The 14,751-nt window shown below is 37.2% G+C and carries 12 protein-coding genes, 8 tRNA genes and 1 rRNA gene; 18 read left to right on the plus strand and 3 right to left on the minus strand.

What is annotated here, in order from left to right; all coding sequences use genetic code 11:
• Window positions 1-36 precede the first annotated feature (36 nt).
• The 18 genes from rrf to DM800_RS04650 all read left to right on the plus strand — a co-directional run bounded on the left by rrf (window position 37) and on the right by DM800_RS04650 (window position 12,447).
• Window positions 37-152: ribosomal RNA gene (gene rrf / locus DM800_RS04565) — 5S ribosomal RNA — on the plus strand.
• A 9-nt stretch (window positions 153-161) separates the two neighbouring features.
• Window positions 162-236, plus strand: a tRNA-Asn gene (locus tag DM800_RS04570).
• Between the two features lie 4 nt (window positions 237-240).
• A tRNA-Thr gene (locus DM800_RS04575) sits at window positions 241-313 on the plus strand.
• A gap of 22 nt (window positions 314-335) precedes the next feature.
• A tRNA-Glu gene (locus DM800_RS04580) sits at window positions 336-410 on the plus strand.
• A 5-nt stretch (window positions 411-415) separates the two neighbouring features.
• Window positions 416-491, plus strand: a tRNA-Val gene (locus DM800_RS04585).
• 17 nt (window positions 492-508) lie between these two features.
• A tRNA-Tyr gene (locus DM800_RS04590) sits at window positions 509-592 on the plus strand.
• Between the two features lie 65 nt (window positions 593-657).
• Window positions 658-732: transfer RNA gene (locus tag DM800_RS04595), tRNA-Gln, on the plus strand.
• Window positions 733-737: 5 nt separating this feature from the next.
• Window positions 738-813 (plus strand) — tRNA-Lys (locus DM800_RS04600).
• Window positions 814-903: 90 nt separating this feature from the next.
• Window positions 904-979: transfer RNA gene (locus DM800_RS04605), tRNA-Ala, on the plus strand.
• Between the two features lie 106 nt (window positions 980-1,085).
• Entirely contained in the window at window positions 1,086-2,231 is a 1,146-nt protein-coding gene (locus DM800_RS04610; protein WP_147786512.1) for a glycerate kinase, read from the plus strand.
• Between the two features lie 209 nt (window positions 2,232-2,440).
• Window positions 2,441-3,334 (plus strand): arginase, encoded by an 894-nt coding sequence (gene rocF / locus DM800_RS04615; protein WP_088061671.1) that lies wholly within the window; start codon window positions 2,441-2,443, stop codon window positions 3,332-3,334.
• A gap of 249 nt (window positions 3,335-3,583) precedes the next feature.
• A complete protein-coding gene (gene cdaA, locus DM800_RS04620) occupies window positions 3,584-4,405 on the plus strand; it encodes a diadenylate cyclase CdaA (protein ID WP_097907823.1) in 822 nt (273 codons plus the stop codon).
• A complete protein-coding gene (locus DM800_RS04625) occupies window positions 4,398-5,903 on the plus strand; it encodes a CdaR family protein (RefSeq protein WP_147786513.1) in 1,506 nt (501 codons plus the stop codon). Before cdaA ends, DM800_RS04625 begins: the two co-directional genes overlap by 8 nt.
• Entirely contained in the window at window positions 5,896-7,242 is a 1,347-nt protein-coding gene (gene glmM, locus DM800_RS04630; protein WP_000521485.1) for a phosphoglucosamine mutase, read from the plus strand. The genes DM800_RS04625 and glmM overlap by 8 nt, the downstream gene beginning before the upstream one ends.
• Window positions 7,243-7,528: 286 nt before the next feature.
• Entirely contained in the window at window positions 7,529-7,714 is a 186-nt protein-coding gene (locus tag DM800_RS04635; protein WP_033659100.1) for a hypothetical protein, read from the plus strand.
• Window positions 7,715-7,726: 12 nt separating this feature from the next.
• Window positions 7,727-9,529 (plus strand): glutamine--fructose-6-phosphate transaminase (isomerizing), encoded by a 1,803-nt coding sequence (gene glmS, locus DM800_RS04640; protein ID WP_088061678.1) that lies wholly within the window; start codon window positions 7,727-7,729, stop codon window positions 9,527-9,529.
• A gap of 269 nt (window positions 9,530-9,798) precedes the next feature.
• Window positions 9,799-11,763, plus strand: a complete 1,965-nt coding sequence (locus tag DM800_RS04645; protein ID WP_147786514.1) for a S9 family peptidase — start codon at window positions 9,799-9,801, stop codon at window positions 11,761-11,763.
• Between the two features lie 117 nt (window positions 11,764-11,880).
• The gene (locus DM800_RS04650; RefSeq protein ID WP_088061681.1) at window positions 11,881-12,447 is read left to right on the plus strand and encodes a DUF4256 domain-containing protein; all 567 of its coding nucleotides are present in this window, start codon (window positions 11,881-11,883) and stop codon (window positions 12,445-12,447) included.
• Window positions 12,448-12,518: 71 nt separating this feature from the next.
• On the opposite strand, the gene DM800_RS04655 is transcribed toward DM800_RS04650, so the two are convergent.
• The 3 genes from DM800_RS04655 to DM800_RS04665 form a co-directional block, all read right to left on the minus strand.
• Window positions 12,519-13,025 carry a DoxX family membrane protein gene (locus DM800_RS04655; RefSeq protein WP_087984974.1) on the minus strand — a complete coding sequence of 169 codons (507 nt, stop codon included), beginning with the start codon at window positions 13,023-13,025 and terminating at the stop codon, window positions 12,519-12,521.
• A gap of 245 nt (window positions 13,026-13,270) precedes the next feature.
• Window positions 13,271-14,182: a sigma factor regulator N-terminal domain-containing protein gene (locus DM800_RS04660; protein WP_088061683.1), complete on the minus strand. Its 912-nt coding sequence runs from the start codon at window positions 14,180-14,182 to the stop codon at window positions 13,271-13,273.
• Window positions 14,182-14,673 carry an RNA polymerase sigma factor gene (locus DM800_RS04665; RefSeq protein ID WP_088061685.1) on the minus strand — a complete coding sequence of 164 codons (492 nt, stop codon included), beginning with the start codon at window positions 14,671-14,673 and terminating at the stop codon, window positions 14,182-14,184. Before DM800_RS04665 ends, DM800_RS04660 begins: the two co-directional genes overlap by 1 nt.
• Window positions 14,674-14,751 lie beyond the last annotated feature (78 nt).

A 14,751-nucleotide genomic window follows, 5' to 3' on the forward strand; every position in this document is an offset into this window, starting at 1 on the left:
AATGTTATCTAGTTTTGAAGGAATATGCCTTCATAGTTTGGTGATGATGGCAGAGAGGTCACACCCGTTCCCATACCGAACACGGAAGTTAAGCTCTCTAGCGCCGATGGTAGTTGGGACCTTGTCCCTGTGAGAGTAGGACGTCGCCAAGCAACTATTAAACCGCAGTAGCTCAGTGGTTGTGCTATCGGCTGTTAACCGATCGGTCGTAGGTTCGAGTCCTAACTGCGGAGCCATTATGCTTCCATAGCTCAGCTGGTAGAGCACTTCCATGGTAAGGAAGAGGTCACCGGTTCAAGCCCGGTTGGAAGCTTGGGAAGAGTTTTGAAATTTTTGGCCCGTTGGTCAAGTGGTTAAGACACCGCCCTTTCACGGCGGTAACACGGGTTCGAATCCCGTACGGGTCACCACTTTTGGAGGATTAGCTCAGCTGGGAGAGCACCTGCCTTACAAGCAGGGGGTCGGCGGTTCGATCCCGTCATCCTCCACCATATATATTTTAAATGTCGGAGGGGTAGCGAAGTGGCTAAACGCGGCGGACTGTAAATCCGCTCCTTCGGGTTCGGCAGTTCGAATCTGCCCCCCTCCACCATTTTCTTTAAAATAACCTGAGAGGGTTTATTTTTTTGAAAAGATAACCATACTAGTAAATATTAATGGGCTATAGCCAAGCGGTAAGGCAACGGACTTTGACTCCGTCATGCGCTGGTTCGAATCCAGCTAGCCCAGCCATTTACGAGCCATTAGCTCAGTTGGTAGAGCATCTGACTTTTAATCAGAGGGTCGAAGGTTCGAATCCTTCATGGCTCACCATTTTCGCGGAAGTAGTTCAGTGGTAGAATACAACCTTGATAAGCGTGAGGTCGATGGTTCGAGTCCATTTAGGCCCACCATACAACTTTTGGGGCCTTAGCTCAGCTGGGAGAGCGCCTGCCTTGCACGCAGGAGGTCAGCGGTTCGATCCCGCTAGGCTCCACCAAAAAGCTATTTTAAATAGCAAATGGTATGTTCTTTGAAAACTAGATAACTTTCATACTTGTCGTTTAAAATGAAGAAAATGTAAAAGTAAAGGATGGGGGATAATTGTGAAAGTTGTTATTGCATCTGATTCATATAAAGAAAGCTTAAAAGCTATAAAAGTATGTGAAGCTATTGAAAGAGGATTTGGAGCAATTTTTCCTAAAGCAGAGTACGTAAAAATACCAATTGGAGATGGAGGTGAAGGAACGGTTGATTCACTTGTGGATGCTACAGATGGAAGAATGATACCTCTTCATGTGACAGGACCGCTTAGAGAACGTGTACAAGCCTTTTACGGTATCTCTAAAGATAAAAAGACAGCGTTTATTGAAATGGCAGCAGCATCAGGATTACAACATGTTCCGGTTAAAAAGCGAAACCCACTTATTACAACGACTAAAGGAACCGGAGAGCTTATACTACATGCGCTAGACGAAGGAGCTGAGCACATTATTTTAGGACTTGGCGGAAGTGCTACAAATGATGGCGGAGCAGGTATGTTGTCAGCTTTAGGGGTCAGGTTTATAAATGGAAAAGGGGAAGTAATAGAGCCATCTGGAGGAACGTTACATTCGATTGTCGCTATTGATTTTTCATGCATGGATTCACGCTTACTGCATATAAAGATAGAAGCAGCATGTGATGTAGATAATCCGTTAGTTGGAATAAGGGGAGCATCTTTCGTATTTGGGAGGCAAAAGGGTGCGAATGCAGAGATGATGAAAGAGCTGGATGAGAATTTAAAGCATTATGCGAATATCCTTAAACAATACTTATCTTGCGACGTATCTAAAATACCTGGCGCAGGAGCCGCAGGAGGAATGGGAGCAGCTGTTATTGCAGTGTTAAAGGGAAACTTGCGGAGAGGAATTGAAATTGTATTAGACTATACAAATTTTGATAAGCATATAGAAGGAGCAGATTTAATTATAACTGGCGAAGGGAGAATAGATGAACAAACAGCATATGGAAAGGCACCTGTAGGTGTTGCGGAGCGTGCAAAGCATTTTCGTATTCCTGTCATTGCTATTGGAGGATCTGTATCTCCGAATTATCCAGCTGTTCATGAAAAAGGAATCGATGCAGTATTTAGTATTACAGCGAGTCCTATGACATTAGAAGAGGCATATAAAGTAGCGGAAGAGAATATCGAAATGACAGCAAAGAATATTGCCGCAGTATGGAAAATAGCATCAGAAAAACACTTCTAAATGTAGGAGTGTTTTTTATTATTATTTAATAATAATGATGGTAGTTGTTTCATTAAGTTAACTTTATACATAGAATAGTCTTGAAATTGGGTTTTTAAGGCGAATACAAGTGAATAATTTGTATATCCATACAGAAAAATGTTGAGTTGAGTCAGACTATATAAAAGATTTAAAATATTTAGTGAAGGCATAAAAGGGGGATACTATCTATGAAAAAAGAAATCTCAGTTATTGGAGTTCCAATGGATTTAGGACAGATGCGTCGCGGGGTAGATATGGGGCCGAGTGCAATCCGTTATGCAGGCGTAATTGAAAGAATTGAAGAAATTGGATATAACGTTAAAGATATGGGAGATATATGTATAGAGAGAGAAAAAGAAATAGATGTAAATACAAGCTTAAGAAACCTTACACAAGTTGCAACTGTATGTAACGAATTAGCAAGTAAGGTGGATCATATTATAGAAGAGGGACGTTTTCCACTTGTATTAGGTGGTGACCATAGTATCGCAATTGGTACATTAGCTGGTGTTGCCAAACATTATAAAAATTTAGGTGTTATTTGGTACGATGCACATGGTGACTTAAATACAGAAGAAACTTCACCATCTGGAAATATTCATGGCATGTCACTTGCAGCAAGTTTAGGGTATGGACATCAAACGCTTGTAGATTTATACGGGGCATATCCAAAGGTGAAAAAAGAGAATGTTGTCATTATCGGTGCACGTGCATTAGATGAAGGAGAAAAAGACTTTATTCGCAATGAAGGTATTAAAGTATTCTCGATGCACGAGATTGATCGTATGGGTATGACGGCCGTTATGGAAGAAACAATCGCTTATTTATCTCATACTGATGGTGTACATTTATCATTAGATTTAGATGGTCTTGATCCTCATGATGCACCAGGAGTTGGCACGCCTGTAATTGGTGGCCTATCTTATCGTGAAAGCCATTTAGCAATGGAAATGTTAGCGGAAGCTGATATTGTTACATCTGCTGAGTTTGTTGAAGTAAATACAATTTTAGATGAGCGAAACAGAACGGCAACAACAGCAGTTGCTTTAATGGGTTCTTTATTCGGTGAAAAACTAAAATAAATGTAAGAAAAGCAACTGAGAAGTTGCTTTTTTTATTTGAAAATAAGCGTATAATAATGATTTATATTATACTGTACGATAATAATGTTTGACATCTTACCAATTTAGACTAAAGGAGGGTTGTTTGTAATTGTCGTTTGTTTCATGTATGGTATAATTAACTAGTTGTTGGAAATACATACAGATAGAGCATAAAACAATATTTCAATATATGGATAGAATTGCTCGTAAGTAGGAGGAAGGGTTAGCATGCCTTTTGAAGATACGACCATTTTGAAATATCTTAGTACGGTATTAGATATTGCCGTTGTATGGTTTATTATATATAAGCTAATTCTCATAATCCGAGGGACGAAAGCTGTTCAACTTTTAAAAGGGATTACAGTTATTATTGTCGTTCGGATGATCAGTATTTTCCTTGAATTACATACGCTTTATTGGCTAACTGAGCAAGTATTAACGTGGGGATTTTTAGCCGTTATTATTATTTTCCAGCCAGAATTGAGAAGAGCACTTGAGCAGCTAGGACGCGGGAGTTTATTTTCGCGTACTGGAACTCAGGAGGACGATGAGCCTGAAATCGTTGCAACAGCGATAGCGAAAGCGACGGAATATATGGGAAAACGTAGAATTGGTGCATTAATTACTTTGTCAAAAGAGACTGGTATGGGTGATTATGTGGAAACGGGTATTCCGCTAAATGCAAACGTATCATCGGAATTACTCATTAATATTTTCATTCCTAATACACCTCTTCACGATGGAGCAGTAATTATGCAAGGAAGTACCATTAAAGCAGCAGCGTGTTATCTTCCGTTATCGGAAAGTCCTTTTATCTCTAAGGAACTAGGAACTAGGCATCGCGCTGCAATGGGAGTTAGTGAAGTTACTGATAGTATTACAGTAGTTGTGTCGGAAGAAACTGGCCAAATTTCTTTAACGAAAAATGGTAAGTTGCATCGTGATTTGAAGACAGAACAACTGAAAGATATGTTGTTAGCTGAATTTAGTGTGAACGAAAAAACGACTTCTTCGTCTTTATGGAATTGGAGGAGAAAGCGTCATGGATAAGTTAATGGAGAATCATTGGTTTCTAAAAGGGATCTCATTACTATTGGCGTGTATGCTTTTTATGTCAGCGACTTTAACTGAAAAAAATACGACATCGGGGATAATGCCTTTCGCAAATGATGCGAAAGAAACCTTAACTAATTATGCCATTAACCTTAAGTATGATGAAGAGAAATATATTGTAAGTGGTATTCCGTCAGAGGGCGTTAAGGTGAAGTTAGAGGGCCCAAAAGCAGCAGTTGCTACAGCAAAAGCGAAAAAACAATTTGATATACCAGTTGATTTGAGAGATAGCGAAAAAGGAACTTATGAAGTTTCTTTGAAAACGAACGGGCTTCCAGATGATGTGAAAGGAACAGTTCAGCCATCAACAATTAAAATTACTCTACATGAAAAAGCGAGAAAATACGTCCATGTAGACTTAAAATTATCAAATGAGGATCAAATGCCAGCGGGTTCTACTCTCGAAAAATCAAACATTAAACCTGATACTGTTGAGGTAGTTGGGACGAAAGAAGAAATTGAAAGTATTTCATCTGCTAAGGCGTATATTGATTTAAAAGGTGTTAATAAAACTGTTACAAAAACAGCCGAAGTTACATTATACAATAGAGAAGGAAAACGTTTAAATGTAAGAACGAGTCCATCTAAAATTAGTGTAACATTGAATGTGGCGACGCAAGCTACGGCCAATAATACTGAAAAAACTGTTCCTGTAGCGTATACGAAAAAGGGGAGTTTACCAGAAGGATTGGCCGTTACAAATATTAGCATTGAGCCGAGAGAAGTAACGATAGCAGGTCCAAAAGATATCTTGGATAATATACAATCGATAGAGGGGGTCGAAGTAGATCTTAGTCAATTGACAGAGTCTACAACATTCGATACCTCTGTTTTATTGCCAAAGGGTGTAACAAGTGCAAAACCGAATCAAGTGAAGGTTTCGGTAGGAGTGCAAAAAACAAAACAAACGAAAACAAGAACGATTGATGGTATATCAATTCAAAAAAATGGACTTTCTAAAGATGTTACGGCCCAGCTACTTTCGCCGCAAGATGGGAAGATAAGCGTTGATATTTCAGGAGAAACAAGTATAGTAGATAAAATAACAGCTGCTCAAATAACAGCAGCCATTAATCTGCAAAATGTATCTCCGGGGACGAAGGATGTTTCTATTCAAGTGAGCGGTCCTGGTAATATTTCCATAGAGCCAAAGCAAAAAAGTGCTAAAGTCACAATTGTGAAGAAAGAAAATCCAGACAAAGAAGTACAGGGTAACGGTGAAAAACCAGATTCAAATAATAACCAAGATAATCAAACTGAAAAACCAAAAAATCCTGAACCTGAACCTAAGCCTGACACGGAACAGGAACAAAATAAAGATAAAGAAAAAGAAAAAGAAAAAGAAACTAGTCAAGAGCCAACAAAAGAAACTAGTCAAGAGCCAACAGTAGATAATCAAAAAGAGCCAGAAAAAGGAGCGAATCATAATGGGTAAATATTTTGGTACAGATGGAGTACGCGGGGTTGCGAACCAGGAGTTAACACCTGAATTAGCGTTCAAAATTGGACGTTTTGGTGGTTATGTATTAACAAAAGATACAGATCGTCCAAAAGTAATTATCGGCCGTGATACACGTATATCAGGACATATGTTAGAAGGAGCTTTAGTAGCAGGTCTATTATCAACTGGAGCAGAAGTAATGCGCCTTGGCGTTATTTCTACACCAGGTGTTGCTTATTTAACAAAAGCGTTAGATGCACAAGCAGGTGTTATGATTTCTGCATCTCATAATCCAGTACAGGATAACGGAATCAAATTCTTCGGTTCAGACGGTTTTAAATTAACAGATGAGCAAGAAGCAGAAATCGAAGCTTTATTAGACAAAGAAGTTGATGAACTACCACGTCCAACAGGTACGAATCTTGGACAAGTGAGTGATTATTTTGAAGGCGGACAAAAATATTTACAATATATTAAACAAACTGTAGAGGAAGATTTCTCTGGTTTACATATCGCTTTAGATTGTGCGCATGGTGCTACGTCTTCTTTAGCTCCATACTTATTCGCGGATTTAGAGGCTGATATTTCAACAATGGGAACTTCACCAAACGGCATGAACATTAACGATGGAGTAGGTTCTACGCATCCAGAAGTATTAGCTAAATTAGTAAAAGATAAAGGCGCTGATATCGGTCTTGCCTTTGATGGTGATGGTGACCGTTTAATCGCTGTAGATGAAAAAGGAAACATCGTTGATGGCGATCAAATTATGTTTATTTGTGCGAAGTACATGAAAGAAACTGGTCAACTAAAGCATAATACAGTCGTTTCAACTGTTATGAGTAACTTAGGTTTCTACAAAGCACTTGAAGCTAACAATATCACAAGTGATAAAACAGCAGTTGGTGACCGTTACGTAATGGAAGAGATGAAGCGTGGTGGTTACAACTTAGGTGGAGAACAATCGGGTCATATTATCTTACTTGATTACATTACAACTGGTGATGGAATGTTAAGTGCACTTCAACTGGTAAACATCATGAAAATGACGAAAAAACCATTATCTGAGCTTGCAGGTGAGATGACAAAATTCCCACAATTACTAGTAAACGTTCGTGTAACAGATAAAAAACTAGCATTAGAAAATGAAAAAATTAAAGAAATTATTCGTGTTGTAGAGGAAGAAATGAACGGTGATGGCCGCATTCTTGTTCGTCCATCTGGAACAGAGCCACTTATTCGTGTAATGGCAGAAGCACCAACACAAGAAGTGTGTGACGCATATGTACATCGCATTGTAGAAGTTGTGAAAGCTGAAGTTGGCGCTGAATAATTCGATAAATTTATTGAAAAGGAGCACAAAAAGTGCTCCTTTTTCATATGTTTTATAGACGATGAAAAAAATTTCATTGACGGTTTATCTATGTTTGTTATAAGATGGTCTTGTTCTTTTTCTCAAAGGAAATATTGTAAATTATAGAAGCGCCAGAACTACAAGTAGTGTAGTTGACGAGGTGGAGTTTATCGAGATTTCGGCGGATGACTCCCGGTTGTTCATCACAACCGCAAGCTTTTACTTAAATCATTAAGGTGACTTAGTGGACAAAGGTGAAAGTGTGATGAGAGAAAAGGAACGGATGAAAACTAGCTGTATAAGTATATACGGACTTAAACCCAATCGAGAGGAAGGTGAAAGCCGTTACAAGCTTACAGGGCTAGCAATATGTAATCCGTTTTTTAGTATAAATAAAAATGGTATCGGACTATGTCGTTACATGTTCGCAGAGCAATGTAAGCATTTGTAACGGCGACTAAACATGTGTGGAATCGTAGGATTTATTGGAGAGCAAGATGCAAAGGAAATTTTATTAAAAGGTTTAGAAAAGCTAGAATATCGTGGATATGATTCAGCAGGTATTGCAGTACAAACAGGTAACGGTGTTGTTGTATACAAAGAAAAAGGTCGTATTGCAAAACTTCGCGAAATCGTAGATGAGAACGTAGCAGCAAGCGTGGGGATCGGTCACACACGCTGGGCTACACATGGTGTTCCAAGCAAAGTAAACGCGCATCCGCATCAAAGTACATCAAAACGCTTTACACTAGTTCATAACGGTGTAATTGAAAACTATGAATTAGTGAAAAAAGAATATTTACAAGATGTAACGTTCGTAAGTGAAACTGATACAGAGATTATCGTACAGCTTATGGAACAACAAGTGAGCACAGGACTAAGTGTAGAAGAAGCGTTCCGTAATACGCTATCTCTTTTACATGGCTCTTATGCAATCGGATTACTTGATGCTGAAAATCCAAACATGATTTATGTTGCTAAAAACAAAAGCCCGCTATTAGTAGGTGTTGGTGACAACTTTAATGTTGTGGCGAGCGACGCTATGGCGATGTTACAAGTTACAGATCAATTTATTGAGTTAATGGATAAAGAAATCGTAATCGTAACAAAAGAAAGTATTACAATTAAAAACTTACAAGGTGAAACGATTGAACGTGCACCGTTTACAGCGGAATTAGACGCAAGTGATATTGAAAAAGGAACATACCCTCATTTCATGCTGAAAGAAATCGATGAGCAACCACTTGTAATCCGTAATATAATTCAAAAGTACCAAGATGAAAATGGCGAGATTGAACTGAATGAAGATATCCGTAACGCAATTTTAGACAGCGATCGTATTTACATCATTGCATGTGGAACAAGTTATCATGCAGGTCTTGTTGGAAAACAATTTATCGAGAAGTTTGCAAAAATGCCAGTTGAAGTGCATGTAGCAAGTGAATTCTCTTATAATATGCCATTATTAACAGAGAGACCATTCTTCATTTACATTTCACAAAGTGGTGAAACAGCTGATAGCCGTGCAGTACTTGTACAAACGAATGAAATGGGTCATAAAGCATTAACGATTACAAACGTACCTGGTTCTACACTTTCTCGTGAAGCTGATTATACACTTCCGTTATACGCGGGACCAGAAATCGCAGTTGCATCAACGAAAGCTTACACAGCACAGCTTGCGGTACTTTCAATTTTAGCTGCGGACATTGCTAAAGCGAAAGGCGAAGTTCTTGATTTTGATTTAACACACGAATTAGGACTTGTAGCGAATGCAATGGTACAACTTTGTGATCAAAAAGAAGAAATGGACGCATTAGCAAAACAATTTTTAGCAACAACTCGTAACTGTTTCTTCATCGGACGTAGCGTAGACTTCTACGTAGGATTAGAAGGAGCGTTAAAGCTAAAAGAAATCTCTTACATCCAAGCAGAAGGATTTGCTGGAGGAGAATTAAAACACGGTACAATCGCCTTAATCGAAAACGGTACACCAGTTATCGCGCTTGCTACACAAGAGCACGTAAACCTTGGAATTCGTGGTAACGTGAAAGAAGTAGTAGCACGCGGAGCAAACCCATGTATCATCTCAATGAAAGGCTTAGAAATGGAAGGTGACAGCTTCGTATTACCAGCTGTACACGAAGCATTAGCACCGCTAGTAGCAGTTATTCCATTCCAACTTATTTCATACTATGCAGCACTTCACCGCGAGTGTGACGTTGATAAGCCACGTAACTTAGCTAAGTCTGTTACTGTTGAGTAGGAGATTGGTAGGTTAATAAATATAGCTTTAAAATAAATTTACGAATTTGTACCCCTTTAGATATTTTATCTAAAGGGGTATTTTTGTGCTGAAAAAGAACATCTAAAATTGGTAAGTGGATAGAACCCTATAGATTAAATTTTAACTTTATCAGATTCACTTTTATTTATCTGAATTTTCCGTTATCGTTTTAAGTATTCGTGAACAATTTCCTTTATTACGACAAGAAGAGACAATAGATTCATGGACATTACAAGGGGGCTTATTATATGAAAGTGAAAGCAAAAACATATTTAAGTATAGAAGAGATTATTTCATTACCGGTCTTATCAAGTGCAAACATAAGTGATGATGGCGAAAACGTAGCATTTGTTAAGAAGAGCGCTAACTGGGAAGATAATACGTATAGAAATCATGTATGGATATATGAAGCAGATAAAGGGCAGAGTTACCCACTAACAAATGGGGATATAGATAGTATACATCCATTATGGTCTCCAGATTCCAAGAGCATTGCATACCTTAGCCCAAGCGGTGAGGGGGCTAATACAAATCAGATCTTTGTAAAATCAATAGAAGGTGGTAGTGAGGTTCAAATTACGGATGAGAAGGAAGGAGTTAATACATTCAAATGGGAGCCTACTGGTAAAGGTTTTTATTATATTGCACAGTCAAAAGAATGTGAGGAAATAAAGAAACGTAAGGGACTATATGGAGATTTTCACCATGTAGGTAAGGAACATCGGAATAATTGTTTATACTACGTTGAAATAGAAAAAGTGATACAAAATGATAAACAGGAACGGAAAGTTAGCGGTATTTATCAACTAACGAATGGTAAAGATTTTTATATACATAACTTTGATATTTCAAATGATGGGAAAAAGGTTGTATGTATGGTTACACCAAGCTTAAACGATTATATGAATGGTGATATATATATATTAGATGTTAGAGCTGGGGAACTACAAAAGATGAATATAGATAAGTTGTTAGGAGCGAGCGTCTGCTTTTCTCCTGAGGACGATAAAATATGTTACGCAGCAAGCATAAGAGAGAAGGATTACTATAGAAATCATATACAAGATAATACATTAGAGATATATGATATGAATACTGGAGAGGTAATTCAACCTTTAACAAATTTTGATAGTACGGTTATGCCATTACAGTGGACAGCTAAAGGGATTTTAATTAGATGGCAGGATAAAACGAATTATCGTATTGGATTGCTATGTGAGGATGGCACTGTGGAAATGTTAAGCGAAAAAGTAGATGGCTTTATAATGGATGCCTCTATAACAAGGGATGGCAATCATATAACCTATAATAAGGCTATAACGAATGAAACCTTTGAAATCTATTTGGATGATAAAAAAGTAACAAATGAAAATAGCTTTTTCGAAGGAAGGCTTAAAAGTAACAGAGAAATCATCTCATGGAAAAGTAGTGATGGACTGGAAATAGAAGGAGTTTTATCAACCCCAGTAGAGTTTGACGCAAATAAAAAATATCCCTTATTAGTAGTAATCCGTGGTGGTCCGAATTGGGCGTCCTTTCCGATATTTTCAGACTGTTTTAATGAGAAATATCCGATTGAACAGTTTATCGAAAAAGGTTTTATCGTTTTAGAGCCAAACTATAGAGGAAGTTCTGGTTATGGTAATGAATTTTTAAAAGCAAACTATAGAAAACAAGGACTTGCTGATTATGATGATGTTATATCTGGAGTGGATGCACTAGTTGAAAAAGGGATTGTAGATAAAGAGAGAGTAGGGGTTATGGGATGGAGTAACGGAGGATATATATCAGCTTTCTGTTCTACATGTAGCAGTAGATTTAAAGCTATTTCAGTTGGGGGCGGCATTACGAACTGGAGTACCCATTATGTAAATACAGATATCCCTTACTTTATTAGCATGTATTTAGGAAATACTCCATGGAATGATCCAGAGGTATATAAGAAAACATCACCAATGACATATATTAAATCAGCCTGTACGCCTACCTTAATTCAACATGGGGAAAAGGATGTAAGAATTCCAATTACAAATGCATATGAGCTATATGAAGGGTTAAGAGATATGGAAGTTGATACGGAGTTAATTATATTTAAAGGAATGGCATATAGTTCGAATCAGCCAGGAATGAATGTGGCTATTATGAAGCAGAACTTGATGTGGTTTTCACACTATATTCTTGGAGAAAGCATGAAAGATTTTCGTACTATATAATGGATATCCGCACAGGGATTTTTCGTTGTGCAATTGTATCAGATTGTTGTAAACTGTATGCAAACCATTATTGAGAAGATTTAAATGATTATAGGGAACGGAATTCGGAGGACTAATATGACAGAGAATAAAAATGAGTTATCTGTAGAACAACGTGAAGAACTATTAAAAGTATTACAAGCTCGTTTTGAGAAAAACATGAACCGCCATGAAGGTCTTGAATGGGATAAAGTTGAAGTGAAGCTGGCTACTAATACTGAAAAATTATGGTCAATTTATGAAATGGAAGTAACTGGCGGTGAGCCGGATATTGTTGCTTATGATGAAGAGAAGGACGAGTATACTTTCTGTGATTGTTCAAAGGAGAGTCCTAAAGGGCGCAGAAGCCTTTGCTATGATCTTGAAGCGTTAGAGTCAAGAAAAAAACATAAACCAGAAAATAACGTTATTGATGTGGCAACTGCTATGGGCATTGAATTATTAACGGAAGAACAATATCGAGAGTTGCAACAGCTTGGGGATTTCGATATGAAATCATCAAGCTGGGTACAAACGCCTTCAGATATTCGAGAATTAGGTGGTGCTCTATTTTGCGATTATCGATTTGGACACGTTTTTGTGTACCACAATGGAGCAGATTCCTACTATGCTGCTAGAGGATTTCGTGGTTCGTTAAGAGTTTAAATTTGGAGTAAGTAGAAAAGAGCCTATACTTAGGCTCTTTTTTTTATTTATATTTTAAAAGTAAACGGTTACTACGCAGTTTTACTTAACTTATATGTTTCATGGTTGTTTTTACGGAAAAGTTTAGGAAAAACATAGCCATCTAATCCAATACGTCCAGCGTTATGACCTGCAACTAAAATGAACATAGTTAAAATAAGCAGATTTGGGTTTACACTAACAGTTCCACTTAGTAAAAATGAAAGATTCATTATAATTCCAAAGAATGCAGCAGTTTTTGTTAATCCGCCTAAAATTAAACCTAGACCTACTAAAATTTCTCCCCATTGAACTAAAAAGCTAAATAGGTCTGCGTTTGGAAGAACAAAGTGTTGAAGGAAATCTGCCCACCAACTTTGTACGGCAGGGTGATCACCTGATGCCTGAGCAATAGCGCCCTTTAGAAAACCACTTGCATCAAAAGATTGTCCGAAAACTTTACCTATCCCAGCAGTGAGCCATGCATATCCTATGTAAAATCTTAAAAATAATAATATGAAAGCAGCACGTTTATCAGTTCTTAAAAAATTGATAACCATTGAAATCCCTCCAATATTTTATTTACATGTTTATTATATATCCATTGTGAAAATATTCACAATGGATAAAGTGTGAACAAAAATTATGATTTTTCATTTGTACATAAAGTATTTGTAAATGAATTGTTTGGAGGGTGAACAATTCATGAAGGGAGCTCTTGACTAAAATATGTAGCTCCCATAGTAAACAGATTCATGTATGTTCTTTTAACTAGCTATTATTAGTTTATCTTGTCTTTTCCTTATTATTTCTCCGGTTTTATATAAGGAACAACTTGTGCAGTAACCCCTACAGAAGCACCGCGAATAAAGTCTTGGTTTTCTAATGCCTTAAAGTTTTCTGTTTTTCCTGTTAGCATAACACCTAAGATTTTCACTTGATCGAATGGTTTGTCCTTGTTTGATTTTAAAAACTTCTGGATATCTTCGTCATGTCCATCGTCATCGTATTGGTTAAGTGAATCAACGAACTCTTTGTACGCTTCTTCAGGGGACTTGTCTGGATTAAATCCGTAAATTGGCATACCAGCGGGTCCTTTACTTTCATCTCCAATTGGTGAGGTCATGTATAACCATACAATGTTTAAGTTGTCTGGAATCTTCTCTTTAATTTCTTGTAGTGTGTAGGGCTGGTTGAAAGAGATAGCAACTTCGGCAACATAGTTGTTCATTTGTGAAACTTCCCCTAATTCATTTTGGACACCATCAAAATATTCCTTAATAGCGGGATTATAAAATGTTGCAAATTTTTTCTTTGTTTGTTTATCGTACTCATAGAACTCTTTATTGGACCAATAAAAACCAGGCGTTAATTCATTGGAATCGATATTGATACGGATCCAACCATAGGAGCTTGTTAATGTATTCCACGGGACTACGTAACCATTAATATTTTTAGAACGATTTGATATAATATTGCCGCCAAACATGGATGAATTACTCGTTACTTGAGAGTTAATTTGTACATTCGGTTCTGCAATTGCGTTATGTAAAAAGAGTCGTTCGTGAAGCTTCGTAGAGCTTTTTGCTGCGAAGTAATTGCCAACTTTATAAAGTATAGGGATAAGTATGATTACAACGATCATAGAGGTAATGATACTTTTAAATAAATGTTTCCTTTTAGCTTTTTTTAATGCATCTTTTAAAGAAGTATCCATTAAGATTTTCCTCCTATTTTTGAGTGAACTGCTTTACGTGCACGATGTAACTTTTGTTTGACGCTGTTTACTTGAATATCTAGTATTAGGGCGATTTCCTCATATGAAAAGTTGTAGTAGTACTTTAAAAAGAAAGCTTCTTTATATTCTAGTTTTATATCTTTTAATAGATAGAAAATCTCATCTTTATTTAAAACAGCGTCTAATTCTCGGTCTGTATATTGTAATTTTGAATAAATCTCTTCAGTTAAATAAATGTTTTGTTGCTCTTTTTTCCTTTTCAAGTCAATGTATTCGTTTAATGCGACTCTGAAAAACCATGGACGTATGTTACTCTCGGTTAGATTATCTAGCAATGTGTATACTTTATAGAAGGTATTTTGGATGATGTCTTCTGCATCTTCTTTTATAGCCCCTTTCGCTAATAGTAGTTTGAACACTTCCTCCCCTAAATTGATAAGATAGGAGGTCAATATATTTTCTTTTCCCATCACTTTTCCTCCCTACACTTATACAACGGATAGGTAATGATAAATGTATACACTTAAATTAAAATTTTGTTCTTTATA

The sequence above is a fragment of the Bacillus sp. AY18-3 genome (genome assembly GCF_008042305.1).
GTDB classification, from domain to species: Bacteria; Bacillota; Bacilli; order Bacillales; family Bacillaceae_G; genus Bacillus_A; species Bacillus_A wiedmannii.

Bases quoted from the DNA above. Each gene is read 5' to 3' on its own strand.
- DM800_RS04650 (WP_088061681.1), top strand. From the start codon at position 11,881: ATGACAGAGAATAAAAATGAGTTATCTGTAGAACAACGTGAAGAACTA.
- DM800_RS04635 (WP_033659100.1), top strand. From the start codon at position 7,529: ATGAGAGAAAAGGAACGGATGAAAACTAGCTGTATAAGTATATACGGA.
- glmM (WP_000521485.1), top strand. From the start codon at position 5,896: ATGGGTAAATATTTTGGTACAGATGGAGTACGCGGGGTTGCGAACCAG.
- DM800_RS04645 (WP_147786514.1), top strand. From the start codon at position 9,799: ATGAAAGTGAAAGCAAAAACATATTTAAGTATAGAAGAGATTATTTCA.
- rocF (WP_088061671.1), top strand. From the start codon at position 2,441: ATGAAAAAAGAAATCTCAGTTATTGGAGTTCCAATGGATTTAGGACAG.
- cdaA (WP_097907823.1), top strand. From the start codon at position 3,584: ATGCCTTTTGAAGATACGACCATTTTGAAATATCTTAGTACGGTATTA.
- DM800_RS04625 (WP_147786513.1), top strand. From the start codon at position 4,398: ATGGATAAGTTAATGGAGAATCATTGGTTTCTAAAAGGGATCTCATTA.
- DM800_RS04665 (WP_088061685.1), bottom strand. From the start codon at position 14,673: ATGGGAAAAGAAAATATATTGACCTCCTATCTTATCAATTTAGGGGAG.
- DM800_RS04660 (WP_088061683.1), bottom strand. From the start codon at position 14,182: ATGGATACTTCTTTAAAAGATGCATTAAAAAAAGCTAAAAGGAAACAT.
- glmS (WP_088061678.1), top strand. From the start codon at position 7,727: ATGTGTGGAATCGTAGGATTTATTGGAGAGCAAGATGCAAAGGAAATT.
- DM800_RS04655 (WP_087984974.1), bottom strand. From the start codon at position 13,025: ATGGTTATCAATTTTTTAAGAACTGATAAACGTGCTGCTTTCATATTA.